The 26386-nt window shown below is 42.1% G+C and carries 19 protein-coding genes, 1 other RNA gene and 1 pseudogene; 8 read left to right on the top strand and 13 right to left on the bottom strand.

The window, feature by feature from the left end; genetic code table 11:
• Nucleotides 1-75 precede the first annotated feature (75 nt).
• Together ACS8FC_RS04910 and mrcB are read right to left on the bottom strand one after the other, a co-directional pair.
• Nucleotides 76-897: a tetratricopeptide repeat protein gene (locus tag ACS8FC_RS04910; RefSeq protein WP_439296029.1), complete on the bottom strand. Its 822-nt coding sequence runs from the start codon at nucleotides 895-897 to the stop codon at nucleotides 76-78.
• A gap of 65 nt (nucleotides 898-962) precedes the next feature.
• A complete protein-coding gene (gene mrcB, locus ACS8FC_RS04905; protein ID WP_439296028.1) occupies nucleotides 963-3431 on the bottom strand; it encodes a penicillin-binding protein 1B in 2469 nt (822 codons plus the stop codon).
• Nucleotides 3432-3895: 464 nt separating this feature from the next.
• Between mrcB and ACS8FC_RS04900 the strand changes: the two genes are divergently transcribed.
• Nucleotides 3896-6742, top strand: a complete 2847-nt coding sequence (locus tag ACS8FC_RS04900) for a heavy metal translocating P-type ATPase (protein ID WP_439296027.1) — start codon at nucleotides 3896-3898, stop codon at nucleotides 6740-6742.
• A 186-nt stretch (nucleotides 6743-6928) separates the two neighbouring features.
• Here ACS8FC_RS04900 and ACS8FC_RS04895 read toward each other — a convergent pair whose 3' ends face one another.
• Entirely contained in the window at nucleotides 6929-7648 is a 720-nt protein-coding gene (locus ACS8FC_RS04895) for a Bax inhibitor-1/YccA family protein (protein WP_058368538.1), read from the bottom strand.
• A 311-nt stretch (nucleotides 7649-7959) separates the two neighbouring features.
• Here ACS8FC_RS04895 and ACS8FC_RS04890 point away from each other — a divergent pair, with 311 nt between their 5' ends.
• The gene (locus tag ACS8FC_RS04890) at nucleotides 7960-8964 is read left to right on the top strand and encodes an NAD(+) kinase (protein WP_299216235.1); all 1005 of its coding nucleotides are present in this window, start codon (nucleotides 7960-7962) and stop codon (nucleotides 8962-8964) included.
• A 33-nt stretch (nucleotides 8965-8997) separates the two neighbouring features.
• Nucleotides 8998-9309 carry a YeaC family protein gene (locus ACS8FC_RS04885; protein ID WP_439296026.1) on the top strand — a complete coding sequence of 104 codons (312 nt, stop codon included), beginning with the start codon at nucleotides 8998-9000 and terminating at the stop codon, nucleotides 9307-9309.
• Nucleotides 9310-9427: 118 nt separating this feature from the next.
• Here the strand turns inward: ACS8FC_RS04885 and ACS8FC_RS04880 are convergent, their stop codons facing one another.
• The 5 genes and pseudogenes from ACS8FC_RS04880 to ACS8FC_RS04860 all read right to left on the bottom strand — a co-directional run bounded on the left by ACS8FC_RS04880 (nucleotide 9428) and on the right by ACS8FC_RS04860 (nucleotide 16584).
• Nucleotides 9428-9802 carry a HopJ type III effector protein gene (locus ACS8FC_RS04880; protein ID WP_299216229.1) on the bottom strand — a complete coding sequence of 125 codons (375 nt, stop codon included), beginning with the start codon at nucleotides 9800-9802 and terminating at the stop codon, nucleotides 9428-9430.
• 105 nt (nucleotides 9803-9907) lie between these two features.
• Nucleotides 9908-10075 (bottom strand): annotated as a pseudogene (csrA, locus tag ACS8FC_RS04875) (carbon storage regulator CsrA); the annotation flags it as partial.
• A gap of 445 nt (nucleotides 10076-10520) precedes the next feature.
• Nucleotides 10521-11807: an aspartate kinase gene (locus ACS8FC_RS04870; protein WP_439260695.1), complete on the bottom strand. Its 1287-nt coding sequence runs from the start codon at nucleotides 11805-11807 to the stop codon at nucleotides 10521-10523.
• Nucleotides 11808-12098: 291 nt separating this feature from the next.
• Nucleotides 12099-14771, bottom strand: coding sequence for an alanine--tRNA ligase (gene alaS, locus ACS8FC_RS04865; protein ID WP_439296025.1), 2673 nt, complete (start codon nucleotides 14769-14771; stop codon nucleotides 12099-12101).
• Between the two features lie 178 nt (nucleotides 14772-14949).
• Nucleotides 14950-16584 carry a DUF389 domain-containing protein gene (locus ACS8FC_RS04860; protein ID WP_439296024.1) on the bottom strand — a complete coding sequence of 545 codons (1635 nt, stop codon included), beginning with the start codon at nucleotides 16582-16584 and terminating at the stop codon, nucleotides 14950-14952.
• A 325-nt stretch (nucleotides 16585-16909) separates the two neighbouring features.
• On the opposite strand from ACS8FC_RS04860, the gene ACS8FC_RS04855 reads away from it, so the two are divergent.
• Nucleotides 16910-17128 (top strand): hypothetical protein, encoded by a 219-nt coding sequence (locus ACS8FC_RS04855; protein ID WP_439296023.1) that lies wholly within the window; start codon nucleotides 16910-16912, stop codon nucleotides 17126-17128.
• 85 nt (nucleotides 17129-17213) lie between these two features.
• Here ACS8FC_RS04855 and ACS8FC_RS04850 read toward each other — a convergent pair whose 3' ends face one another.
• Complete coding sequence (locus ACS8FC_RS04850; protein ID WP_439296022.1) at nucleotides 17214-18005, bottom strand: aspartate dehydrogenase; 792 nt, start codon at nucleotides 18003-18005, stop codon at nucleotides 17214-17216.
• Nucleotides 18006-18123: 118 nt separating this feature from the next.
• Nucleotides 18124-19539 (bottom strand): L,D-transpeptidase family protein, encoded by a 1416-nt coding sequence (locus ACS8FC_RS04845; RefSeq protein WP_439296021.1) that lies wholly within the window; start codon nucleotides 19537-19539, stop codon nucleotides 18124-18126.
• A gap of 428 nt (nucleotides 19540-19967) precedes the next feature.
• Between ACS8FC_RS04845 and prmB the strand changes: the two genes are divergently transcribed.
• The 4 genes from prmB to ACS8FC_RS04825 all read left to right on the top strand — a co-directional run bounded on the left by prmB (nucleotide 19968) and on the right by ACS8FC_RS04825 (nucleotide 23737).
• On the top strand, nucleotides 19968-21152 hold the full coding sequence (gene prmB / locus ACS8FC_RS04840; RefSeq protein WP_439296020.1) for a 50S ribosomal protein L3 N(5)-glutamine methyltransferase: 1185 nt from the start codon (nucleotides 19968-19970) through the stop codon (nucleotides 21150-21152).
• Nucleotides 21153-21218: 66 nt separating this feature from the next.
• Nucleotides 21219-22322, top strand: coding sequence for a chorismate synthase (gene aroC, locus ACS8FC_RS04835; protein ID WP_439296019.1), 1104 nt, complete (start codon nucleotides 21219-21221; stop codon nucleotides 22320-22322).
• 179 nt (nucleotides 22323-22501) lie between these two features.
• The gene (locus ACS8FC_RS04830; RefSeq protein ID WP_439296018.1) at nucleotides 22502-23173 is read left to right on the top strand and encodes an alpha/beta hydrolase; all 672 of its coding nucleotides are present in this window, start codon (nucleotides 22502-22504) and stop codon (nucleotides 23171-23173) included.
• 135 nt (nucleotides 23174-23308) lie between these two features.
• A complete protein-coding gene (locus ACS8FC_RS04825; protein WP_439296017.1) occupies nucleotides 23309-23737 on the top strand; it encodes a hypothetical protein in 429 nt (142 codons plus the stop codon).
• 78 nt (nucleotides 23738-23815) lie between these two features.
• Here the strand turns inward: ACS8FC_RS04825 and ssrA are convergent.
• From ssrA to rplI, 3 genes are all read right to left on the bottom strand, one after another.
• Nucleotides 23816-24174: a transfer-messenger RNA gene (gene ssrA, locus ACS8FC_RS04820) on the bottom strand.
• 179 nt (nucleotides 24175-24353) lie between these two features.
• Nucleotides 24354-25643: a questin oxidase family protein gene (locus tag ACS8FC_RS04815; RefSeq protein ID WP_439296016.1), complete on the bottom strand. Its 1290-nt coding sequence runs from the start codon at nucleotides 25641-25643 to the stop codon at nucleotides 24354-24356.
• Between the two features lie 201 nt (nucleotides 25644-25844).
• Complete coding sequence (gene rplI / locus ACS8FC_RS04810; protein ID WP_439260709.1) at nucleotides 25845-26363, bottom strand: 50S ribosomal protein L9; 519 nt, start codon at nucleotides 26361-26363, stop codon at nucleotides 25845-25847.
• Nucleotides 26364-26386: the final 23 nt, after the last annotated feature.

The raw sequence follows: 26386 nt of genomic DNA, 5'->3' as shown, positions 1-26386 counted from the left end.
AAAGATACCTTTGATTAGATTAAAGTGAGTAAAACAAATGTAAGCTACTGTACTTTATGTAAAAGTAGCTCAAAATTACTTAAGTGCTTGTTGCGCTTCACGAACAACACGCGAATTGTTTTGTTGTTGACCTGAGCGTAGGATAAGCTGCCATAATGAACGCCGGCGATTGGCATCTTCAGAAACAGTCAGACCACGCCGCGCCATGGCCTCAGCTTTACGCGGTTGCCCTTTTTTTAGGGCTACTTGTGATAGATAAAAGTATACTGCTGATGATCTCGGTGCTAAACGCTGCGCACGGGTAAAGCTGTTCTCAGCAGACGTTAGATTGCCTGATTTTAAATGACTAGTACCAGTTTGCATGAGATTGCGAAAAGCTGGCAAGTTACTTTGATTATCAGTAGGTTGACGGCTTTTTTGTTTTGAATTCTGACGCGCCTGCTCTAATAGCTCGTTATGTGACGGTGCAGTAGGGGGCTGCGAGATCATATAATCGTCACGCGGGGGAGTATATACAGGCTCGTTAAATATGATTTCTGGTTGTTCTATGACCTGTGTTTGCTGTGTTAAAGGGTTGTTAGCGTCTGAGGTGTTTTCTGAGTAAGTATTATTCTTTGGCGTAGCATCAGTAGGCGGTATATATGGTTTGGTTTGGTAGATATTTGTACCATCAGGACGATTTTGAATATCAGACGGTGTTTTAGTTGTGGTAGGTGCTACAGTCACAGGCGTTTTGGTTATCACCGTAGCAGTGTTGCTAGGTAGCGATGATGTCGTTTGACAAGCACTCAACATCAAAGTACTGATGAGCGCACTTGTTAGCAATAAAGATCTGCTGAGACTTTTGTAGCTTTTGTTCTGTACTACCAAGTACTGATGTTGCATAAATACCGCCATATCAAACCCCTTATTCTGTGTCATTTTAACCAACAGTATGAATCAACAGCTTATCAGATATTTTACTAGAACCACTCAAGAGCTCGATCGTACCAAGTATCCGTACGTCTTTGAGTATCGTTATCACCATTTTCGTCAGTTGGCTCGATTATCTCACTGTTTGGTATATTTAGACCTTCACGCTGACGCTGCTGATTGATCGATCCTTGCTCATTTTCCCATTGTATTTGACCACGTGCTTGCTCCTGCTGATACAAAGAGATCGCACAGCTGCTCGCTTCTTCTGGCAAATGTGCCGACATGACTGGTAAATATCGAGCCGAGGCGCAGCGCTCATTAGATAGTTTGCCAGTGTTATTCTCAAGCCATAACCATTCAATTCCTTCAGGCTCTGGCATCGCGACAGGCGTCAATTTTATACGATTCATATAATCAACCCATACTGGCAGTGCTCCAGTACCACCGCTAAGCCCAATTGGTTTATTGTCGTCACGTCCAACCCAGACGACGCTCACATAGTTGCCGCTATAGCCTGCAAACCAGGCATCACGGTAGTCATTGGTCGTCCCAGTCTTACCCGCTAGGTTTAAATTGCTACCAAGTGATTGGGCACGTTTGGCAGTACCGTTTTTGACCACTTCTTGTAAGGCGTAGTTGGTTAAGTAATTGGTTTCAGGTGGTATGCTACGTTGAGTGTTCAGACCAGTACGCTGCAAAATTCGCCCACGATTGTCAATAACGGTTCGAATACTATGAATAGGGGTGCGAAAGCCACCAGTTGCAAAGACTTGATACACGCCAAGCATGTCCATAGGACTTAAGTTAACTGAGCCTAATAGCGCTGAGGGATAAGCGGGGATCTTTTCTTCAATACCCAAACGGTGTAACTGTTTGGCAAATGTGTCAATGCCAAATTCCATTCCCAAACGCACGGCGCTTTGATTATACGATTTGGCAAGTGCTGTTGTTAATGGAACATAACCATGATCACGACCACTATAGTTTTTAGGGTTCCACTTGCTACCATCCCCTAAGTTTACCGTAATCGGAGAATCATCGACGGGGCTGGCTAAATTGTAGCGACCGCTTTCAAGCGCTGTCATATAAATAACAGGTTTTAACAATGATCCAACTTGACGCTTGGCATCAACAGCACGGTTAAAACCAGTAAACTCGCTACCACTACCAACGACAGCGACAAGCTCACCGGTTTCAGGATTGGCACTGACCAAGGCACTTTGCAAGTCTTTGGTCTTACTACTGTTGCGACGTAATTCGCCAAGTTTTTTATCAACCGCTTTGTCGGCTGCTAATTGCGCAATAGGGTCAAGGGTACTAATAATGGTAAGACCTTCGTTTTTTAGGTCATCAGAGTAATAGACGTCATTAAGCTCGCGCTTGACGATGTCCAAAAAGTCTGGAAATTGGCTTTTGCCTTCAACAGGCTTGTCTACCACTCCAAGAGGCTTTTCTAGTGCCGTATCGTATTGCTCTTGACTGATAGAACCCATCTGTAGCATATTGTTGAGCACTACATCACGACGTGCCTTTGAATCATTAGGATGGCGACGAGGATTGTAGACGCTTGGCCCTTTAGCCATACCGACTAGCATGGCTTGTTGATCCAAGCGCAGCTCATTTAGAGGTTGGTTAAAATAAAATTGTGCTGCCAAGCCAAAACCATTTATAGAGCGGTTACCATTTTGACCAAGATAGATCTCATTAAGATAGGTTTGCAAAATCTCATCTTTACTATAATGCAGCTCTAGTAATACGGCCATCAGTGCTTCATTGGCTTTACGCTTAAGGGTGCGATCAGAATTCAGATAAAAGTTTTTGATAAGCTGCTGGGTGATGGTCGACCCCCCCTGCATAGAGCCACCAGAAAAGTTGTTGATCACGGCACGGGCGATACCGCGTATAGATACTCCTTTGTGCTCATAAAAACCGCGATCTTCAGTCGCGATTAAGGCATCAATTAATGGTTGCGGTACGTCATCTAAAGAGACAACCATGCGATCTTCATTGCTATCCGGATAAATGCCGCCAATACTTACAGGCTCAAGACGAATAATGCCAGTCTTATTTTGTTCAGTGCTCTGAATCGACTTAATCTTATCGTTGGCAATCGTCATTTTGATGACTTGTTCTTTATCAATATCGTTTGCGCTATAAGTAAAGCCGCGCGTATGAATAAAGTAGTTATTGCCTGACTTATAGAAGCTACCTGTGCGATCATAGGCTTTGTTGCTACGATAATTAAGCAGCTCAAGCCAAGTCTTCATCATACTGTTGTCAACTGCCGCACCTTGATAAAGCTCAAGCGGTTGCGAATACACTTTGGCAGGAATATCCCAGCGCTTACCTTCAAACTTATGAGTAATAGTACGGTCAAGCTTGACCAGATACAGCGCCAACAAAACCATGCCAACGATGACAATGATTAATAGAATACTACTAAATACAATTCCGCGTTGCTGCGAGGGGGGATTACTTGCAGCAGACTGAGGTAACTTAGGATTAGATTTTCGCACTGATAACGCACCGTATTGGGATAAAAAACTGCCTCATAATGACGCAAATTGACAAAATTTTCAATCTATCATCATCGACTTAAGGTTTTATTGGGTTTAGCTAGGAAGGTGTATAATGATATAACATCGAATATCAATATATAAATGAACTAATGAAAGCGTAGTAATAGTACTAATATGAGTTTAAAAGAACTAAGAGTAGGGCAAATATTGTATTTAACGAATGAGTTTTAATATGGCATTCGCTTATATATGACTGTCTATAAGGTTTTAATTTATTTAATAAGTGCCATATAGGATAACAGCCTATACGCCCAAAAATGGTGTTTTTTGTATGGATTATCTGCTGTTATTTTATCAATAGTTGCTAGGTTATTGTTAAGCTTAAATTTAGTCTAAATCAAGCAATATTTATGCAACACAATATCTGTAAAGCAGTATGTCTAAAGGAAGTAAGCACGATTATGTCTAGTGTCTCGTCATCAATACCCGCAATCATATCTCATGAAGACAGCTCAATCATTGAAGGTTTGGTATTGCCGCTTGCCGGTCACTGTTTCCATTGCGGTGATCCAGTACCGCAGCCACCCTTTCATGCTGAGATATTAGGGGAGTCACGTGAGATGTGTTGTATGGGCTGTCAACTGGCTTCTCAAAGCATTGTAGAAGCTGGACTTGAGCAGTATTACCTTGATCGCTCAGAAATCAACCGTACAGCCAGTCTACCCACTCAATTAACACGCCTTGAAGCCTACGATAATGACGAAATAAAGTCGCAGTTTGTCTATGCCCAAGATGGTATGTCAGTTGCGGAGTTGTCTGTCAACAATCTACGCTGTGCCGCTTGTACGTGGTTGATTGAATCACGATTAGATGAGTTAGATGGTATTCGCAAATGTCAGGTAAATCTGACCAATCAGCGTATGCGAGTGATTTGGGACGAGAGCAAGCTGCCTATTAGCCGTATCTTAGCTGTCATTAACGAGATCGGCTATGAAGCAAAACCTTATCGGCAAGATACCCATGAGGCTATGCTGGCACGTCACAACAATCAGATGCTACTAAGGCTTGGTATTGCAGCATTGGGTTCCATGCAGGCGATGATGTATGCCGTAGCGATCTATTTTGGCGAGTATAGCGATATGCTGATATTCCAGCGCGACTTTTTACGCTGGGTATCTTTATTTGTGAGTACGCCTGTGTTTTTTTATGCAGGTATACCGTTTTTTACCTCGGCTTGGTCAGCGATTCGTGCACGCCAAGTCAATATGGATGTGCCAGTTAGTATTGCCTTGATTGTTACTTTCTTTACCAGTCTTTATGCCACTGTTACTGGTCAAGGAGAGACGTATTATGACTCAGTCAGTATGTTTATTTTCTTCTTATTGGCAGGACGTTATATTGAGCATAATGCACGTCTAAAAGCAGCTACTATGGCAAATGACCTAGTCGTTGTAGAGCCGGTACTGGTACAAAAAATTGCTGAAGACAAAGAGTCTGCCGAACGTATTTTGCAGCAATTAAAGCAAAGTACGACTGGGGAGAGTGATGTTAATAAAGCAGGAAAAAATCTTGCTGAGCAGATTGATAATGTGACTATTGAGGGTACAAGCAATCAGCATGCGTCAAGCTCTATACCTAACTTTATGCAGAACATGGAGGACGACGTCCAGCAACTAACCTTGCGTATTGCTAAAGACTGGCAGCAGACACGTAATCGACAATTGGGTCTCTTAAAACGACAAAACGAAGATGAAGAAAAGCAAATGGTCACCGCTCATAGTTTACAAGTGGGCGATATCATCATAGTTGAGGCGGGTTCCGAGATTATTAGTGATGGTATTTTGCTAAGTCCAACTGCTACAGTCTCTCAGAGCCTATTAACAGGTGAAGGCAACTTGATCGCCAAAACTCAAGGTGACTATATTATTGGCGGCGCTCAGAACGACAGTCAGCCGTTTGAGATGTTGATTACCGCACTGCCAGCAGACAGTCAAATAGGCCTGATTGATAGGCTAATGAACCGTGCTATGAGCGAAAAGCCAAAGCTGGCTCAGCAAGCAGATAAGCTGGCACGTTGGTTTGTTGCGCGCATTTTAGTACTGTCGGCGTTGGTGTTTATCGGCTGGTATGTCGTTGATCCAAGCCAAGCGATTTGGGCAACTGTAGCGGTACTAGTAGCGACCTGTCCCTGTGCGCTGTCATTGGCCACACCAATTGCATTGACTGTCTCGACCAATCGCTTGGCAAGCTATGGTTTTTTGACGACTCGTGGACATACGCTACAAACACTAGCAGAAATCACCCACGTGGCTTTTGATAAAACGGGCACACTTACTTATGGTAAACCAAACTTATTGAATATTGAGCTATTAGACTCTGTACAACAACATGAAAAAGATGAATCAAAGACAGCTTCACAAAAAAACAGTCTCTTAGCCACTGCTGCCGCTTTAGAAGTAGGCAGTCGTCATCCTATTGCTCATGCATTGCTAACAGCGGCTCATCAATTGCATTTACCACTTACCCAAGGTTTGCAGCATTATCCAGCGGGCGGGGTGGAAGCCGTGATTGATGGCGTATTGTACCGTATTGGACATATAGATTTCGCTTTGGATAGGGTCAACGATAGTTCTGTCAACGATAATTTTGATAGTCATATAAGCCCCATTGATGACTCCATTATTAATTTAGTTACTCATCGTGCCAGCTCCGCGGTGGTGTTATCGTGCCAAGCAAACGGTGGCAGTACGTGGCAGGGAATGGCATGTTTTTATTTCAATGACAAGATACGTGATGATGCCAAACCGATGCTTGATACCCTTAAGGAGTATGGTATCGAGTCAGTGATGCTAACAGGAGATCCAAGCCCGCAAGCGCTCGTAATGGCTAAAGATTTGGGAATGCAGTCTGCTTACAACGGTTTATCGCCAACCGATAAGGTTAACCACTTACAAAAACTGCAAGCTGAAGGCGCAGTCGTCCTAATGGTCGGCGATGGTATCAATGATGCCCCTGTGTTGGCAGCAGCAGACGTGTCGACCTCGATTGCTGGGGCCGCAGATTTGGCACAAGTATCTAGTGACAGTATCATATTGAACGGTCAAATCGATGCAATTACTGCTGCTAAACGTATCGCTGATAAAACCGAACGTATTATTAAACAAAACTTTCGCTGGGCTCTCGCTTATAACGGTATCGTGTTAATACCAGCGGCGCTAGGCTATGTTCCGCCTTGGCTCGCTGCTATTGGCATGTCGCTAAGCTCATTATTAGTGGTGTTAAATGCGCTGCGTTTAAAACGAGCTTAACCTATATTTGCATATAACAACTGTTATCATCTAGTTACTTGAAGCTTATCAGACTTGCTAATCTCAATCACAATGCTTCTTTCATCGCAACTTAAGTTTTAACAAGCCATTAGTTTTATCCATAAAAAAACCGCCTGTTATTAAAGGCGGTTTTTAAGCATAATTTTAATAAAACGTTACTTTTAGTTAGTCTTGTAAATAACTTAGCAAACGTAGGAACTCGATATACATCCATACTAAAGTCGCTACAATGCCTACACTAAATATCCATTCGTAGTCTTCAGAAACGCCTGCTGCTACTCCGCGCTCAATGTTATCAAAATCCAACAACAGACTGAATGAGGCGATAACGATGACAAACAAGCTAAAGCCAATAGCAATCATCCCGCCATCAAATAAAAACGGTAAGCTTGAGCCAAACAACACAAAACCCCACTGCACAACGTATAAGATCATAATCGCAAAAACTGCTGACATCATAATAGAGCGAAACTTATCCGTGACCTTCACTAGGCCTGAGCGATATAGACCTAACATAACCGCGGCTGTCACAAAGGTTGCACATAACGCAGTCAACGGCACACTTGGATACATACTCATAAATATCATCGAGATGCCGCCCAAGAACAAACCTTCTAGTAAAGCATAAGGAATGGCTAGGGTCTTAGCCATATGAGGCTTAAAAATCATAAAAAACGCTAAACCAACACCTGCAAACATACTAACGATTGCAGTCATATAGATAAAGCTACTAGATAATCCAGCAGCAATTGCATAAAAGAAAAAGCCTAAACCAGAGAGTGCTGACAAGCCTAATAGCATTGTTGTCTTTTGTACCACACCTTTGACGGTCATCGACTTACCGCCGACCGCAAGTTCTGCGCGACTGACAATAGGATTGGCCATACATGTATCCTTAATAAAAAATATAAATAAAATAATACAGATGTCAGTTACTTTAGCAAAACCGTTATTATTGTCAACTGTGTTTGCGTGACACCATGAGAGATAGAGGTTTTATGCGACTGCTAAATCGCTTATTGACTAATATAGACGATACTTTTAGTAGTCAAAAAAACATCTAAAAAATGCGTACGTTAGTTATTATATGGGGTCGATTATGACAGTTAACAACGATAATTGATAAAACATGCTAGTTTAAACGCTCATTTATCGCTATCATTACTCTGTACTTTACAGTGATACCGAGTCGTTTTATGGAAAACTCAGCGCAGTCAGAAAGATTGCCGCATTTGCACGAATCAGAGCTATTTCATGCTATAAAAAACCCAGCTTTTAGGCGTATTGGTCTGATGGGCCGAGCTGGTAAACGTAGCGTCACCCAAAGCCTTGTTCAAATTGCACAAACCATCAATGATATGGGTTTGATGTTGATTATGGATGTACAAACTGCTAACTTGCCTACTCTAGATTTGACGGAAGTAGAAAAAGTCAAAATCGTCAAGCGTAGTTTGATAGGCGAGATTTGTGATCTTGTCATCGTAGTAGGGGGAGATGGTTCTATTTTACATGCAGCTGAAGCACTAGCGCGCTACCGTGTACCTGTATTGGGTGTCAACCGTGGCCGACTTGGGTTCTTGGCTGATGTAAAGCCTGATGAAGCTGCCTTTAAGCTGCGTCAAGTATTAATGGGCGACTATCAGCTTGACCATCGGTTTTTATTGACCATGGAGATAAGAGAAGGACGCGACATTATCCATGAAGACATGGCGCTTAATGACATTGTTTTACATGCCGGAAAATCGGTACATATGATTGATTTTCAAATGAAAATTGATGGTCAAGATGTTTATCGACAGCATAGCGATGGTTTAATCGCTGCAACGCCGACAGGATCGACCGCTTATGCCTTGTCAGGTGGCGGCCCTATTATCCATCCTAGTATGGATGCAATATGTCTAGTGCCTATGCATCCACATACGCTATCGAGCAGACCGATTGTAGTCAGTGGCAATAGCGAAGTCTGTATTCGCATTCATGAGGACAATCGTACGCAGCCGATGGTCAGTGCAGACGGCAAAGCGAGCATGCCACTTGAACAAGAACAGCGTTTATACATTCGTAAACATCCAGATAAGCTGACTTTGCTGCATCCTCCAGGCTTTGACTTTTATGAAGCTTGCCGTACTAAGCTACACTGGAACGTCCACGCTGAAGAATTTAGTCTCGACAGTGATGATGATATTACAGATGACGAGTAAACGTATCTAAAATAATAGTAGAGAGTAGATATAATGGATAAACAAACAATCTTAGCGAGTTTAACCTCAGAGTTGGTTGATAAGTTCCGCGTTGCTATTGAGCTAGGTAAATGGGCTGATGGCACTAAGTTAAATGCTGAACAGCGTGCTACTTGCATGCAGGCAGTCATGATTTGGGAACACGAACATCTAGCACCTGCTGAGCGTACTGGCTTCATTCATAAACCTATAAAAGACGATGGTTCAACCGTTGGAGCTGAGTGTGATGTAGAGCATGAACATCATTATCCTAATATGCCCAATCCTAAGGGGGCGATTCAACCGGTCAAATTTCGCGATAAGTAATGTTATAAATGGAATAGTATTGAGTAATACTGGGTTGAACAATCTGAATCAACTTGATATAAAAAAGCCACGCTATCATCATAACGTGGCTTTTTTATAGTGGCAGATACTATATAGCTTACAGTGCAGTAGTATCTACGTTTGGACGTAATGTCAGTGGATTTGTTTCCATTAAAAATCCCTGCCAGCCCCAATGTAAAAAATTACGAATGTTAGCATGGTCTGTACCATTCGGCGTAGCTTGTACCTTTTCGTAATGCTCACCGAAAAGCTTTAGGGTATCTAATTGATCTAAGCCATGATGTCTAGCAAAGCCAAAGACTTTTGCACTCCCTTCATTTTCACCAGCATCATTATGCAGTAAGCCATTTACGAATGGCACTGGTGCATAGCGATAAAAATCATCAATAAAGCTGATAACATCATTAAATCCAATGGCTTTTTTGTTCAATCCATTAAGCAAAGCCGATACGTCTGATTGGCGGATACTCATAAGTAAATGACCTCAAAGCAGGTTAAATTAACGATTAAAGTAGTCTTCATCATCGAATGATGGCGCAAAATTGCCTTGTTCAAGATGTTGCATCTGTGATTGTACTGTACGCTCTTGCTGGATACGCTGATAAATCTCTTCACGATGTACTGCAATATCTTTAGGTGCATTGACACCTATACGTACTTGATTGCCTTTAACGCCCAGAACAGTAACACTCACTTCATCACCGATCATTAACGTCTCGCCCACACGGCGTGTCAAAATTAGCATGCGTCACACTCCTTATGTCGCATTAAAAAATTATTACTCATTACATTACATCTCAATTACAGATCATCACTAAATCGTCATGACATGGAACCTATGTACGACAACCATAAAGTAATATAGGCGCCTCATACGATAAGTAAAGTGTTACACGATAAGCGATGATGATAGGTAGGTTCATTTAGCCCAAATGAGCCCCCATTATAGGTGGCATAACAGATGCTGTCACGGGTTTTCATAAAACTATTAGGTAAACTACAACGTTAATAACGTTAAAATTACAAAAAGGGTATAAAAAGTACCTTCCTAACCAAATACTTATTAGAAACGATAAATAGCTATTTAATTGAAAACCGTCAAAACAATGCTACCAAAATAGGCTTACAGTTTTAACGGTTTCAATAATAACCAACACTAAATCGACGAACCATAGTATTTTGCATTGGTTTTATAAACCCGCAATTTTGCTATCGCCGTCTTCACGGTCCAGACCAAAGGCCGTATGTAGTGATTTAACGGCTTTTTCTAAATGTTGATCTTGAATCAAAACCGAAACTTTAATCTCACTAGTTGATATCATTTGAATATTGATATTGTTTTCAGCAAGCGTCTGAAACATAAGGCTAGCGACACCTGCGTGTGAGCGCATACCGACACCAACCAGTGACACTTTGACAACCTCGCTATTGCCTAGTATCTCTTTTGCACCAATCTCGTCTTTTACCTCATCATTTAGCACTTTCATGGTTTTGTCTAAGTCAGTGCGATTGACGGTAAAAGTAAAATCTGTTGTACCCTGATCCGAAAGATTTTGCACAATCATATCGATCTCAATGTTAGCGCGACCAATCGGGCTTAGGATAGCAGAGGCAATACCAGGATGGTCAGGTACACCGCGTACTACAATTTTTGCTTCGTCTCGGTTGAATGCGATACCTGAGATGATTGCCTGTTCCATATTGTCTCCTTCGTCTATTGTAATTAGGGTGCCGACATTGTCTTGAAAATCTTGATCAAAGCTGCCGTCGGTATTTTCATCAAAGCTAGAGAGTACACGTAAAGGCACACCATACTTACCAGCGAACTCTACAGAGCGAATTTGTAGAATCTTGGAGCCAAGACTGGCCATTTCGAGCATTTCTTCAAAGGTGATCTTTTCAAGCTTTTTGGCTTTTGAGGTCACACGTGGGTCGGTGGTATAGACGCCATCAACATCCGTATAAATTTGACACTCATCTGCGCCTAAGGCAGCTGCAATCGCAACACCTGTAGTGTCAGAGCCGCCGCGTCCTAAGGTAGTAGCATTGCCATACTCGTCGATACCTTGAAAGCCTGCCACGATAACGATATTATCAGCGTCTAGTTGTTCACGTATGTTTTTATCATCAATACTCTCGATACGTGCTTTATTGTGCGCGTTATCCGTTTTGATCGCTACTTGACGCCCAGTCATTGAGCGAGCACCCACGCCAAGGTCTTTAATTGCCATGGCTAAGAGTGAGATAGAAACTTGCTCACCAGTTGAGACCATTTGATCATATTCGCGGGGATCTGGTTGGCTACTAATTTGGCGAGCCAGATCAATCAAACGGTTGGTTTCACCACTCATGGCTGAAACTACAACGACAATCTGATGGCCATTATCGTGCCAACGTTTGACGCGCTTTGCGACATTTTTGATACGGTCGATACTGCCCATCGACGTACCACCATACTTTTGCACTATTAAAGCCATAAAATTTACCTATTATTCGTCAATGGCTGTCTATAAGTTGCTAGTGTTAACCTGTAATGAGTCTATTTATTCCTATTGCTTGAGGTAAATACTAACAAAGATAAAGCCGGATCATAAAAACTGCTGTGCTATTGATTGTTTTTTTCGTTGGCAGACTAGATTAAGAGCTGACCGCCATACTTTATACCACACTAGCACACTGATTTTAAGTCGCAACAGCCATTAGATACATGGCGATTGGTTATAACTGTTATAACCAATCAGATAAGTTATAGAACTCTGAGCCTCTTGTTAACCAAGTTGTGACTCAATCCACGCTGGTAGAGCTGTAATAACCGCGCCTATGTTATCGGTCTTGGACGCGCCACCTTGGGCATAATCAGGCTTACCACCGCCTTTACCTCCTAACTCGCCAGCAAGATGACGAACAATGTCACCAGCTTTAATACGAGCAGTGACGGACTTGGCTACGCTGGCCGCCAACGCTAGCTGTCCATCTTTATCACCCACTAAGACGATCACGCTGTCTTGCAGTTTGGACTTAATATCATCCATCAATGGGCGAATCGACTTACCATCAATGCCTTCTACCATACTAATTAATACTGGCGTGCCTGCAATGGTCTGTACATCGTCTAATAAGCTGGCTGCTTGAGCACTGGCCATTTTTTGTTGCAGACGCTCCAGTTGTTTTTCTAAATCGCGCTGTTTGTCTGCCATAGTCTGTACACGCTGGGCCACTTCAGGGCGTTTGACTTTGAGCTGGGAGGCTAAAGTACTCAACTGCTGATCGTTTTGTTGGATGTATTTTATCGCACCTATGCCAGTAACGGCTTCGATCCGGCGAATACCTGCGGCAATACCAGACTCACTGACAATTTTGAAGACACCGATGTCACCGGTACGCTGTACATGAAGGCCACCACATAGCTCGATAGAAAAGGGCTGACGCTGTCCATCAACGATACTGTCTGTGCCCATAGTTAAGACCCGAACGTCACTACCATACTTTTCACCAAACAGCGCGACTGCGCCTTTTTGCATGGCTTCATCGATGGGCATATTCTCAATACAAGCAGGTGCGTTAGCTTGTATTTGTTCATTGACTAAACGTTCTACGCGCATGATTTCAGCGCTACTGACGGGCTTGTCATAAGCAAAATCAAAACGTAATACATCGCTTGATACCAGCGAACCTTTTTGTGCAACCTCATCGCCCAATACCACTTTTAATGCTGCATGCAATAGGTGCGTGGCAGAATGGTTTTTGGCACTAGCGGCACGAACATCAGAAAGCACGTGCGCGTCCGCCGTTTGCTGCACACTAACGCGGCCCATATTTACGACACCATAGTGAATAATAGCTTGTCCAGACTTTTTAGTATCTTGTACTTCAAACACCCCTGTTGTCGTACGAATTTCGCCAAGCTCGCCAACTTGCCCGCCGCCCTCAGCATAAAATGGTGTGCGATCAATGATGACGACACCTTCCATTCCTTCATCTAAGTGTTCAGTAGATTTACCGTCTTGGTATAAGGCAATAACATTGACGTTGTTTTCTTCCAGTTGCTCATAACCGATAAATTCGGTAGGGCTCTCAACTTGAATGACACTACTATAATCAACGTCAAACTTGCCAGCATCACGTGCTCGCGTGCGCTGTGCCTGCATATGCTCATCAAACTCAGCTTCGTTAATCGCAATACCACGCTCTCGAGTGATATCAGCAGTCAAGTCTAGCGGGAAGCCATAAGTATCATAGAGTTTAAAGGCTGCTTCACCAGAGAGAATATCGCCATCTTTTAAGTCTTCAAGCTCGCTGGCAAGTAAACGTAAACCTTGCGCCAGTGTTTTGGCAAATTGTGCTTCTTCTTTTTGAATCGCGTTTTCGATGACGCTCTGCTTATCTTTTAGCTCAGGATAAGCTTCTCCCATTTCAGCTACGAGTGGCGCGACCATCTTATAGAAGAAATCGCTATCGGCGCCAAGCTTATTTCCATGACGCACGGCTCGACGAATGACACGACGGAGCACATAGCCGCGCCCTTCATTGCTTGGCAGGACACCATCAGCAATCAAAAAGGCAACCGCACGAATGTGATCGGCAATCACTTTAAGCGATGACTGCTGCTCATTTTGTATATCTAAAATCTCAGCAGAGGCATCCATCAAATGCACGAATAAATCGATCTCATAGTTGCCATGGACGCCTTGCATAATCGCGCTAATACGCTCAAGCCCCATACCAGTATCGACACTAGGCGCAGGTAATGGCAGCATAGTGCCGTCTTTTTGACGATTAAACTGCATAAACACGCAGTTCCAAATTTCAATAAAGCGGTCGCCATCTTCTTCAGGAGTACCGGGTAGTCCACCTTCAATCTCAGGACCATGATCGTAAAAGACTTCGGTACAAGGGCCACAAGGACCAGTATCACCCATCGTCCAAAAGTTATCGGATGCGTAGGGTGCGCCTTTATTATCACCGATACGAATGATGCGATCGCTGGGGATGCCAATGTCTTTATTCCAGATATCAAAGGCTTCGTCATCAGTTTCGTAAATGGTCACATATAGACGATCTTTATCTATCCCAAGCCATTCATCAGATGTCAAAAACTCCCAAATATAAGCAATACCTGCTTGCTTAAAGTAATCCCCAAACGAGAAGTTACCCAGCATCTCAAAAAAGGTATGATGGCGCGCGGTATAGCCAACGTTATCCAAATCGTTGTGCTTACCACCTGCACGGACACATTTTTGTGAAGATACTGCCCGTGTGTAGTCACGTGGCTCCATACCCAAAAACGTCTCTTTAAACTGGTTCATACCGGCATTGGTAAACAGCAGTGTGGGATCATTATGCGGGATGAGACTCGATGAAGACACAACGGTATGCTGCTTGCTCACAAAAAAATCTAGAAAAGCTTGGCGAATATCGGCTGAGCGAAATGGCTGACTCACAGCGGCTCCTTACTGACAAATAGAGATAAATAAAAAGGACAAAATAAAGAAAATAATTTTGCAAGCGATTTTAGCACAAACATATAAGGTGTGTTGAAGATTAACAAATAGACGTGTGGTAAACATCAGTCACCTTTGTATGCCACTCTTATAAGTATGGATAGGTTTGGTATTAACATTACTTAGTCAAAATTGCAGCATCAGTTTCGTCAAGTCTATTTTGGATAAAAGGATCAGATTCGATTATTTTTACAGGCAGATAACGCAGTTGTAACTTGATAGGCAAATAATCAGGAAAGTTATCCGCCATATCTTGGGTGATAACCGCTTCAATATCTTGTACATCAAAAGAGGTCGGACTTTTTTCACCACGAATGACCGCACGTACATTTTGATAACCATCAGCTTTTACAAATTGCATGTTGGTTAATACGTTACCTTTGTCTATAAAATGGCTGTTTATAGCGTCCTTTACGTTATTTTCAAAAGTTTGTTGTGTGGCACTGATGTTTAAGTTAATGGTCAAATAAATACCTAACCCAACCAATAATAATAACGCAACGGCATTACGGCGAAAGAACGTTATATAAGTGTTTGATTTGTAATCATCATCGACCAAACGACGAAAGCCCAAAAACCAAAGCACCATCGCATTCGTAAATTGAATAGCAATAATATTGGTCAAGGCGAGCAGGGCTGCACCAAAACCCAATGTAGTCTCTCCATTGGCAAACAAAATACCACTTGCTGCAAGGGGTGGTACAAGAGCGGTTGCAACCGCCACACCAACCACTGCGACAGACAGATGCGGTGAGACCATTGCGTACGCACCAGCAGTACCGCCAGCAAGTGCAATCATTAAGTCCATTGAAGTCGGCTGCGTACGCGAGAGAATTTCAGAGGAAAGCGGCTGGCCTTGATGCATATAACCGACAACAAAACCTACTAAGACAACTAAAGAGACGCCAGCTATAACGGTAAATAGTGTTCTGCGTAGTAGCGGCATGCGATAGTCAATGATAGCTAATGCAGCTCCCGTAATAGGCCCCAACATCATAGCGACTAACATTGCACCGATAACGACTGCCGCTGAATTGGTTATCAATCCATAACTGGCGATGATGGCAGAAAGGGTATTCATCATAAAATACATTTTACTAGGTAATGCATTGGCCTCGATAGTGAGACGTACTTTTGGATAGTCTACCTTTTGATTGCTAAATTGCTCCGCTATAAATTGCTTATAAGACTCAAGTTTTGCTTCCTTTTCTTCTTTGACTTTATCGACTTTATCATCGTCTGTTAGATGGCTTTCTGTGTCATTCGCACTTTTTTCGTTTTCATCCTCGCTTTGATGTGGCTTAACATTGCCGTCAACATCATCGTTCAACGTCGAATTTGGCGCAGGTGATGATGAGTTATTATTGGATTCTGCTGGTATTGTAGGAGGCGTTTGAGACGAAGAAGTATTTTCTGATTCGGTAGTGCGGTGCTGGTTGTTATCTTTATCATCAGGTTGTGCTGCCGCAGTTTCTGATTGAGGTGAGATATTTTCGACAGAGGCGATAACTACATCTGGACTGGGTGAAGTCATCGTTATCTCAGGGTCGGAATGTTGAGCCTCTGCTTCTATTTCATTTGCTTGTTGCCTGTCTTCTTCAACCAAACGGTTACTGTCTAATACATAGTCCGATGGATCTTGCTTTTTTACCTCAGTAGCATTGGTACTGTTAGCGTTGGTACTGTTTTGAAAGTTGGATGTGTCCTTTTTTGAAGGGGCAGGTTCAGAAGAGTCGTTGATTGATGATGTCATAGCATTTTGGCTTTACAAGTCAAATAAGAGAGGAGTGCTATTGTAATGATAAAACATGAAGAGCGTAATAATTTTTTAGTTAATAGACACTATGATGAGAAATAGTAGATGACTGATTGTTAGAGCAGTATTATTAAGAAGTGATGAAGAAAATAAGGAGGATTAAAGTAAATATATGAGTTGACAAATAATCCCTTATATTAGCATGGTTTTTTGAAGAAGTCAGTCGATATGTATGCCCTGTGAGTATATGCTAAAAGCTTACTATTAGTGTGGATTTGACGTATAAAGGTGTTATACCCACACAATTTATAAGGATTAAGCGATGAACTGGACACTATTTTCTATGATCTATTCAATGACGGCAACAGTCATCACTGGCGTACTTATAATCGCAGCATTGGTAACAGGATTAAATGAAATACCGCACATTAAGATCGCTGTAGTGATTGGTATCTTAATCTCAATACCAGTCGGATTGTTCTTTACCAAAAAAATAGGCAGCATTACTGGTGAAGAAAATAACGACGGTCAGCGAGTATAATGTTTCAGCTATATGAGCTATTCGAGGTTTATAAAACTTGAAATATTTGGAGTTTTTGACCATATAACCTCGCTTCATTGATGCTTTATATTTGTAGAGCTTGATTAATCTGATGACACAAACGTAAAGCACTAAATGCAGCTAAGCTTGAAGTTTTGGGATTTTCAGCTAATGGTAATCCAGTTATGCTAATTTCAAGCTTACCAAATATGCCTTCAGCTATTATATGATGAATGTTGTGAGAAAGCGTGGGATCGGCGATCAACTCTACTTGTGTCTCATCTAAGCCAACCCCTGCTAAAGCAATGGTTGCGGCGACATTAGAATTGGCAGGAAATAAAGTCGCAGCTTCTCTAGCAGTACCTGTAAAGAATACGGTCGATTTTTTTAAAGAGTCGTAATCAATGAGCTTGTCAGCATAACTGCCTTTCCAACTCGAAGGGCTTTTTCTACCTTGATAAATAACTTTACTAAGTCCGGCCAAGCTTGCAGCATTGATGCCATCTATACCTGCTACCGCTCCTGCTAAAATATGAATTTTTACCCCATGTCTTTTTGCAGCATCATGTAGCGAAATCGCAAATTTTTCATCAGTAAAAGCACCCACTGAGACAATCCCAAGAGGTATGTTTCTCTCTAAGATTTTGATACCGTGCTCTTTAAGCCCATCTTGTCCCGCCATCTCAATAGCGATATCAGGAACTTCTAGTAAATCGTCTACAGAAGTAATCACATTTATAGATTCGCCCATCTCTATTGTTAAATGATTTGCGCTCCTTGGACTGGCTAATACAGTCGATAATTTGACGTTTTTAGGTAGCATCTCGTGCACCTTTCTTGCCATCGATCCATAACCTATGAACATCACTGTCTTCATATTTGATCCCTATAATCTATGAATAAAAATCTATCAGTAAACAAAAAAAGACCTTTAAAATAAAGGTCTTTTTAAAATGAACGATGAATATATCAATGAAGTATTATCGAGTCGGCTACTACTTAAGCTCAACTGTCGCGCCATTTTCGATATTGGCATAAACTTCTAATACATCCCAGTTGGTTAGACGAACACAACCTGCTGATGCTTGGCGACTGATACCTTCAGGTTTGGGTGAACCGTGAATACCATAAGAAGGCTTTGATAAACCCATCCAGACGACACCAACGGGGTTATTTGGCCCTGGTGGTAACATATGTACTTTTTTGTCGCCACCTTCACCGACAGTCGCTTTATACCATGGCATCTTAACTCTATTAATGATCTTAAAGGTACCTTGTGGTGAAGGAGTGGCATCGCTACCAATCGTCGTTGGATAAGTAGCAACCAGCTTATCATCATTATAAGCATATAGTGTTTTGCTTGCTTTATCAGCAACCACGCGATTAATACGCTCATTGAGCGGCTTACGTGTGTTAAGTACGGTAATGGTTTCACCCGCTCGATAGTTTTTATTTTTATTTAACTTATCAAGGTAGCGTATGTCCATATGAAAGCGCTCAGCAAGCATCTCTTTAATATCTTGATAATATAAACCTTTCACTTTTGATTTGGCTTCCGAACCTGAAGGCGTAGTCAAAAAGTTGGTTTTGATATCATCTTCAGTCAACGTATACGTGACTAAGACAGGCTTATTGGCAGGGATATTCTTAGTCAATGCATCCCATGTTTTTTGATCCATCGTACCAGTCGCTGGTAATCCTTTCATCGTTTGAAAGTTGATTAACGCCTTTTTACTATTCATGCCCCAACCACCATCGATTGGACCAGGAGAGGCATAGTTCCAGTCAAGCAAAGCCTGCATTTTGATAGTCATCGCTGAATTGACGTTCATATTCGGCGACCATGTGGCGTTGTTTACTTGCTTGGCATAATTTGACAAATTAAGCGTGGTATATCTTTTACCATCTTTATCTTCGATATTTTTGATCGCAGGATCAGTGTTGAAGTCTAGACTCTTTTCATATTGAGGCATCTCAAAAGATGAAGGATCTGTTGCGTCTATAGATGAGGCGTCACTAGGACCCGCCACAGCTTGGCCTTCACTAATATCGTCAGTACGATCAGATTGTTCATCCTTACGCGTCAGCTCAGCTGCGCTCATATTGTCTGCAGCGACTGGTTCTGATGCTGACTGTATTCTGTTATCTTGCTTAGTGTCGATCAGATCACTCATACTGTCAGTGGTCTTAGGCTCGATGCTAGGCGTAGCAACTGTGTTATTTTTGTCAATTGATGTGCTACGATTTTCTTGTACATCAAGGCTTGCCAATACAGCAATACCAGGTAATTTGTCAGCCGTACGTGCTGGCGTTGTACGCGTATCATCAGTTGCAGCAACGGCACTGAGGCTCATACTAGCGCTAATGATAGCGATAGACATAGAAGCAATAAGAGGTTTTATTTTCATCATATTTGACCATAGTAGGTTATTACAATGGAGCTATTATGCGCACAATTAAGATTCTAAGCAAACTTTTGATACATCTTTTTGTACCTGTAGAGTGCTAAGCGTCAATAGCTGACGTATGACATACAATATAGTTATATTTGGCTGATATTTTAGCTGGTATGTTGCTCAAAATGTTTGATTAGCAATTTTTAAGTAAGATTATCTTTTTATAAAAAATTCCAAAAAATGAATAAATGCTGGTCAATTACTAAATAATGATCAATTAATTTTATTGCTATAGATAGCTGTAAACTCTTACTTCAAAGTTTTATTGCAGTAAGATTTATAGTCATTGGCGCTATATAGCGTTTACGTCTATAATGCATGCACAGCGTTTTATTTAATCCACTATCATGTGACTAACGAGCATGTAATCAACAAGGTGCGATATGTCAGAACACCAGACTATGAGTGCAGAAGAGTTTCAAAATCAATATTCTAACGATCAAGCGTCTCAACATTTTGAGCAGAATCTACAAGATGGGTTGGATACAGATGAAACGGATCTAATCACTGAAGAAGATCAATTTGCAAACTTACATAGCGAGCTTGAAGAGGCGCGTGAACAATTATCTAGCATACGTGATTTCATTCGTTTTTCAGTCACTCAACTACGCAATTATGATGTGGTTGTGGCACAAGGTACTACTGACGAGTTTGCTGAAGCGTCAGCGATTGTTTTGCATTCTCTGTCTTTAGATTGGGCCGCCAATGAGCAAATACTTGATTGCCGTTTGACGACGTCAGAAAAACAGCAGGTGCTAAGCTTATTAGAAGAGCGTATCGCTGAACGAAAACCGCTGAGTTACCTAATCAATTTGGCCTATTTTTGTGATCTGCCTTTTTATGTCGATGAACGCGTTCTTATTCCGCGCTCGCCCATAGCGGAGTTAATCCGCCAGCAGTTTCACCCATATTTTGATGTCAATGAGCTTGCAAAGCCTCTAGGTGCAACTGTTAATGGTCAACCGGCTGTGTTTTATGATCATGGGCTTGATATGAAACAATTGTCACAACCAGAGCGTATTTTAGATCTATGCACTGGGTCAGGTTGTATTGCTATTGCACTGGCGACACGTTTTGTCGATGCCTTAGTCGATGCGGTTGATATTGACAAAGGAGCATTAGAAGTGGCGATGGTCAACGTTGATCATCACGATCTTGGTCATCAAGTGAACGTGATCGAATCAGATCTATTTGCAAAGATTCCAGCGGAAAATCAATATGAACTTATTGTGACCAACCCTCCTTATGTTGATGCTGCTATCATGGCCGACTTACCGCCTGAGTTTTTATATGAGCCTGAGCAAGCACTGGCTGCTGGACAAGATGGACTGGATTTGGTGCATCGTATTTTATTTGAAGCGCCAGAATATCTAAGTCCTGAAGGCTTGTTAGTGTGTGAAGTGGGTGATAGTGAGTGGGCGCTTAGACAAGCTTATCCAGACATTCAGTTTGACTGGCTAAAATTTGCACTCGGTGGTCATGGTATTTTTGCGATTACTTTTGATGAGCTAATGGCGCATCGTGAATTGTTCGCACATTACGTACAGTTATTGGACAAGAGTCAATAACGAATCAGCGCTTTTGATCCACTAGTAAATACATATAAACAGATTTTTATTGGTTTAGGGATAGTTATGGCAGGTAATAGTATTGGTCAGGTTTTCACCGTCACCACTTGCGGTGAGTCACATGGTGCAGGTTTGTTGGCTATCGTTGATGGCGTACCTCCAGGTTTAGTATTATCTGCAGAAGATTTACAGGTAGATTTAGACCGCCGCAAACCAGGCACCTCTAAGTATTCAACCCAGCGCCGTGAGTCTGATGAAGTTGAGATTATCTCCGGTGTGTTTGAAGGTAAAACCACGGGTACGTCCATCGGTCTGCTTATTCGTAATACCAATCAAAAATCAAAAGACTATAGTGAGATTAAAGATACTTTTCGTCCTGGTCATGCTGATTATACTTATAGTATGAAGTATGGCTTTCGCGACTATCGCGGCGGCGGTCGCTCATCAGCCCGTGAGACAGCGATGCGAGTCGCGGCTGGTGCTATCGCTAAGAAGTATCTCCAAGAGCGCTTGGGTGTGCAAATCCGTGGTCATGTCACCCAAATTGGTAATGAATATAGTAACGTCACAGACCCAAGCCAGATCGATTGGGGTTTTGTGAATAGTAATCCGTTCTTCACTGCTGACAAAGAGGCGGTTGGTCGCTTTGAAACATTAATAGATAGCCTACGCCGAGAAGGTACTAGCTGCGGAGCGAAGTTAGAAGTTATTGCCAGTGGCGTACCAGTCGGACTTGGAGAGCCTGTCTTTGATCGTTTAGACGCTGATATTGCCCATGCGATGATGAGCATCAATGCCGTCAAAGGGGTAGAGATTGGCGATGGTATGGCTGTTGCTGGGCAGTTTGGTCATCGTTCACGCGATGAGCTGACTCCAGATGGGTTTACTGCCAATCATGCTGGCGGTATCCTAGGTGGTATCTCGTCAGGTCAGAATGTTAGCGTTAGTATCGCGCTTAAACCGACTTCTAGCATTACTACCCCTGGTAAGAGCATAAATACAGATGGTGAAGCAATTGATATGCTAACTAAAGGTCGTCATGACCCTTGTGTGGGGGTACGTGCCACGCCCATTGCAGAAGCCATGCTAGCGATTGTATTGCTCGATCATTATCTGCGTCATCGTGGTCAAAATGGGGATGTTAAGCAGCCGGTAGAATCAATTACTTAAAACCGCATTCAAAGAGTTATCAGCCTTTTGTTGATTCTAGTCTTATCTAATTAGAAACAACCAAAGGCTTTTTTTGTGCGGAACTAAAAAATAAAGAACAAAACCTACTACAGAAACCAGTTCTATAGAAAGCATAAATTGTTTGTATCCATAATTTTATTCAAAGGAACCTAAAGAATATGAGTAATTATTTAGATGCGGTCATTGTTGAACATAACCCATCACAAAAGAATATAGACAGAGCAGTGATTTGGCTGCATGGCTTGGGCGCTAGCGGCAATGACTTTGAGCCAGTGGTACCGCAGTTAGGCTTAGCGAATGACATGGCCGTACGCTTTATCTTTCCGCATGCGCCTAAACGCCCAGTGACAGTAAACGGTGGTATGGTGATGCCAGCATGGTATGATATTTTAGAGATGAGCCTTGAGCGCAAAGTCGATCTGGCTCAGATAGAGACATCTTCTCAGCAAATCCATGACTTGATTTGTCGTGAGATTGAACGCGGCATCAAACCTAAACATATCGTTATCGCAGGGTTTTCGCAGGGCGGGGCAGTGGCTTATCATGTCGCGCTTGGCTATCCTGAGCGGCTAGCGGGACTGATGACCTTATCTACGTATTTGGCAACCGATGATCATATCGACTATAGCACTGCTAATAAAGAGATACCGATATTGATCGAACACGGTACTCACGATCCAGTTGTTCCTGTAATCTTGGGACAGCAGGCACAGCAACTGTTATCAGATAAGGGATATGGTGTTGAATATAACACTTATCCAATGGCGCATCAGGTCTGTATGCCGCAAATACAAAATATTGGTAAATGGCTAAATAAAGTCTTGGCTTGAAGGCTAAAAAACAACAGAACAACAAAACATCAAAGCCAGTCAGGTAATTTGACTGGCTTTTTTATGGCAGTTATTATCAATTACTGGCCGGCTACTGTATATTTATATAGGAGAATGTAACTATAGGAGTACATCATGCAAGCCACCTATTTGGCGTTTTACATTGCAGAAAAAGGAAAGTTATTAGACCATATTATTAGTACAATCGATGGTTCTCCCTATAGTCATTGTGAGCTTGTGATTAATGAATTGGGCGAGCAACGTTACGATTGTATTAGCTCAAGTCATCGCGATGGTGGACTGCGGCGTAAGACGATCTATATGGAGCCTAGTCACTGGGTATTGATTCCAGTTATGTGTGATATTGACTATGCCGTACGTTGGTTCAACAAACGTAAAAGCTTTAAATATGACTATTTGGCTTTGATTAGAACTATAATTCCAGGATTTTATAATCCTGAGTATCGGTTGTTCTGTTCTGAAGCATGCGCTGATATGTTAGAGCTGGTCGATCCAGGTAGTTATGGTCTTAAAAAGCTCTATCGCTGGGCAGTGGCTAATTAACCTCTATAATCAAAACCTATCAAAATCATGTCATAAAAAAAGCCAACCACCTAAGTGATTGACTTAATTTAATATATTTGGTGGAGATGGCGGGAGTTGAACCCGCGTCCGCCAGCATTACGCTCATGACTCTACATGTTTAGATTCTGTCTTTGATTTTAGTCCGCACCGATCCGACAGGCAGGATGGATTGGACGATTCTCTACTTTTGAACCCAAGCGATTGAGACAATCCCTTGTGGCGAACCTATATACGGACGCTTCAACTGGGCTGGTCAACTATAGGTAATCGGCAGCGCAGTAAGCAGGGTTTAAGCTGCTAGAGCGTAAGTTTCGTCGTTTGCGACTATAACAATATATGTTTGATTTACGAGAGGACATACACTCTCGACATGCATCATTGAGTTTCATCACCAGCGTCGAAGCCAGAACATCCCCAATAGAACGACGTATTATAATATATAATGGTGGTTTTGGCAATGGTCTTATATGCGGACATTACACTTAATAACATACTATATTATAATAGCCCGATGAATACTATTGTTCGTTCATAGAACTATTATATGGGGCGTTTTTACGATAAATAAAGAGAGGCTGTCTATTTTCCTATTAATTCAAGAAGATGAATTGCTAAACCATAAATTCTCATGTAACTTACCATCTTTATGAGGCGTGGCAATATTAAGCGCGGTTGTAGCGAATATATCATGTGATGCCTTTGAAAACGCTTGCCATTCAGCCCAGCGCTTTAGCACATAAACGGTCTTAGGTACATGCTCATCAAGGCTGTCGGTCGTCGCTTGCAAGGTCTGTAGCCACCAAGCTTTGTCATCATCACTTAATTGATGGTTGTTAGATGTATTTTTATCTGCTTGCCACCTTTTAATAATAGCTAGCGTGTTTTTATGGTTAGGACGGTCTTGAATGATGAACGTTGCCACCAAGGCGCGAAACCAATAACCCAATGCATCGCGCTGTGCTAACTCGTTGAGATGGGGTAGTACGCATAAAACGCTGTGCAAACTGGTTAATCCATGAATGATAAAAAATTCATTATCACTACCGTACACTATGCTTGCTGCCATCACGGTTAGCGCTTCGATAGAGTTAGTCAAATTATTGCCAGTCTCAGGTAGCTTTAGTACAACCTTATCATTAAGAAACTGTGCCATTGGCTCATTAGGGTTATCGAAGGTAATTAAACGCTGCTGGAAGCCGCCTCTATTCAATTGCTTATAATCTTCAGTTTGACTCAGCTGAACAGCTCTTTTGGTTAATTGAGATAGGCTATCGTCAGCTAAAATTTGCTCAAGCATGTCAATAGGGTGCGGCGCATCAGGTGACCATAACTGATACAAGCTATGATGTGCGCCCGTCGCTAAGGGCTGGAAGGCAGTTGCCATATAGGCCAGTCCTTCCGCTGCCATATTATCGGACTCAACATCGACCGCCCAACCTGTATGTATTACTGGATGCATTGCCGCTCCTGCCATACCCTCTGATAACGCAGGGTAGTAGCGTTTTAAGCAAGTATTTAACCCAAGCTTTGCTATTTTCTTATCAAAAAAGTCACGATAGGCTTCAAATGCGATACGCGTAGACTGTATATTGTATAGCCAATTGACATCCGTTATCGCTGTGTAGTCAAGCGCATTTTGGCGCGGCGGCACAAGCATTTCAGACCCTTTTGCCGTACTTGTAGCACCTTTATCTATGACATTGTTAATATATACGTCTTGCCACCATTGCATTTTATTTTGACTGACACCTGCAGCATCAAGCGCAATCCAATTATGGGTAATATGATTGGACAGATAGTCGTCATATTCGATATGCCAATTGCGGCCACGTTTAAGCCAATCGTGTAAGTGCTTTGAATAATTTGGCTTTGAATAATATGTCATATGAACGTCTCAGTGCTTAGATCTATTTAGAGTAATGATTTATAAGATATAAGTTATACCATACTACGATAAGAACCAAACTGCTAAAGATTGTTCGTTATGATGGAGATGGCGGGAGTTGAACCCGCGTCTCCTAAACAAAAAAGAGCCAGCAACTTAAAGTCACTGGCTCTTTTTGATCTAAACGAGATATTCTAAAACTTACTCTTCAGAGTAATCTTCGCTCTCGTCTTGTGTCTCATCATCTTCTACTGCAATGTTTTCTTCATCACCATCTTCAGAAAGAATGGTTACTAAAATGCTAGCAGTAACGTCATGATGTAGCTGAATATCAACATTATATTCGCCAACTTGACGCAGAGTGCCTTCAGGCAGCTTGATTTCAGCACGGTCAACTTCTAGACCTGAGTTAGTCAATGCTTCGGCGATATCGCGAGTACCGATAGAGCCGAATAGCTTGCCTTCGTCACCAGATTTTGCACGCATGATCACATTAACGTCAGTTAGTGCATCAGCACGCTCTTGAGCAACAGCGATCTCTTTTGCTTCTTCAGCTTCAAGCTCAGCACGACGTGCTTCGAACTTTTCAATGTTAGCTTTAGTAGCAGGTAGTGCTTTGCCCTGAGGGATAAGAAAGTTACGTCCGTAACCTGGTTTTACATCGACAGTTTCACCGAGTTTACCAAGGTTGACGATACGCTGTAACAAAATAATTTGCATGAGTCATTCCTAGTTAACGGTTA

The sequence above is a fragment of the Psychrobacter sp. 1Y4 genome, assembly GCF_051847555.1.
The sequence above is the reverse complement of the archived record's forward strand: the minus strand, read 5'-3'. Positions and strand labels throughout refer to the sequence as shown.

Bases quoted from the DNA above. Each gene is read 5' to 3' on its own strand.
- ACS8FC_RS04885 (WP_439296026.1), top strand. From the start codon at position 8,998: ATGGATAAACAAACAATCTTAGCGAGTTTAACCTCAGAGTTGGTTGAT.
- ACS8FC_RS04825 (WP_439296017.1), top strand. From the start codon at position 23,309: ATGCAAGCCACCTATTTGGCGTTTTACATTGCAGAAAAAGGAAAGTTA.
- ACS8FC_RS04910 (WP_439296029.1), bottom strand. From the start codon at position 897: ATGGCGGTATTTATGCAACATCAGTACTTGGTAGTACAGAACAAAAGC.
- ACS8FC_RS04850 (WP_439296022.1), bottom strand. From the start codon at position 18,005: ATGAAGACAGTGATGTTCATAGGTTATGGATCGATGGCAAGAAAGGTG.
- ACS8FC_RS04890 (WP_299216235.1), top strand. From the start codon at position 7,960: ATGGAAAACTCAGCGCAGTCAGAAAGATTGCCGCATTTGCACGAATCA.
- ACS8FC_RS04845 (WP_439296021.1), bottom strand. From the start codon at position 19,539: ATGATGAAAATAAAACCTCTTATTGCTTCTATGTCTATCGCTATCATT.
- ACS8FC_RS04895 (WP_058368538.1), bottom strand. From the start codon at position 7,648: ATGGCCAATCCTATTGTCAGTCGCGCAGAACTTGCGGTCGGCGGTAAG.
- ACS8FC_RS04880 (WP_299216229.1), bottom strand. From the start codon at position 9,802: ATGAGTATCCGCCAATCAGACGTATCGGCTTTGCTTAATGGATTGAAC.
- ACS8FC_RS04815 (WP_439296016.1), bottom strand. From the start codon at position 25,643: ATGACATATTATTCAAAGCCAAATTATTCAAAGCACTTACACGATTGG.
- prmB (WP_439296020.1), top strand. From the start codon at position 19,968: ATGTCAGAACACCAGACTATGAGTGCAGAAGAGTTTCAAAATCAATAT.
- ACS8FC_RS04900 (WP_439296027.1), top strand. From the start codon at position 3,896: ATGTCTAGTGTCTCGTCATCAATACCCGCAATCATATCTCATGAAGAC.
- ACS8FC_RS04860 (WP_439296024.1), bottom strand. From the start codon at position 16,584: ATGACATCATCAATCAACGACTCTTCTGAACCTGCCCCTTCAAAAAAG.
- aroC (WP_439296019.1), top strand. From the start codon at position 21,219: ATGGCAGGTAATAGTATTGGTCAGGTTTTCACCGTCACCACTTGCGGT.
- ACS8FC_RS04830 (WP_439296018.1), top strand. From the start codon at position 22,502: ATGAGTAATTATTTAGATGCGGTCATTGTTGAACATAACCCATCACAA.
- ACS8FC_RS04870 (WP_439260695.1), bottom strand. From the start codon at position 11,807: ATGGCTTTAATAGTGCAAAAGTATGGTGGTACGTCGATGGGCAGTATC.
- rplI (WP_439260709.1), bottom strand. From the start codon at position 26,363: ATGCAAATTATTTTGTTACAGCGTATCGTCAACCTTGGTAAACTCGGT.
- ACS8FC_RS04855 (WP_439296023.1), top strand. From the start codon at position 16,910: ATGAACTGGACACTATTTTCTATGATCTATTCAATGACGGCAACAGTC.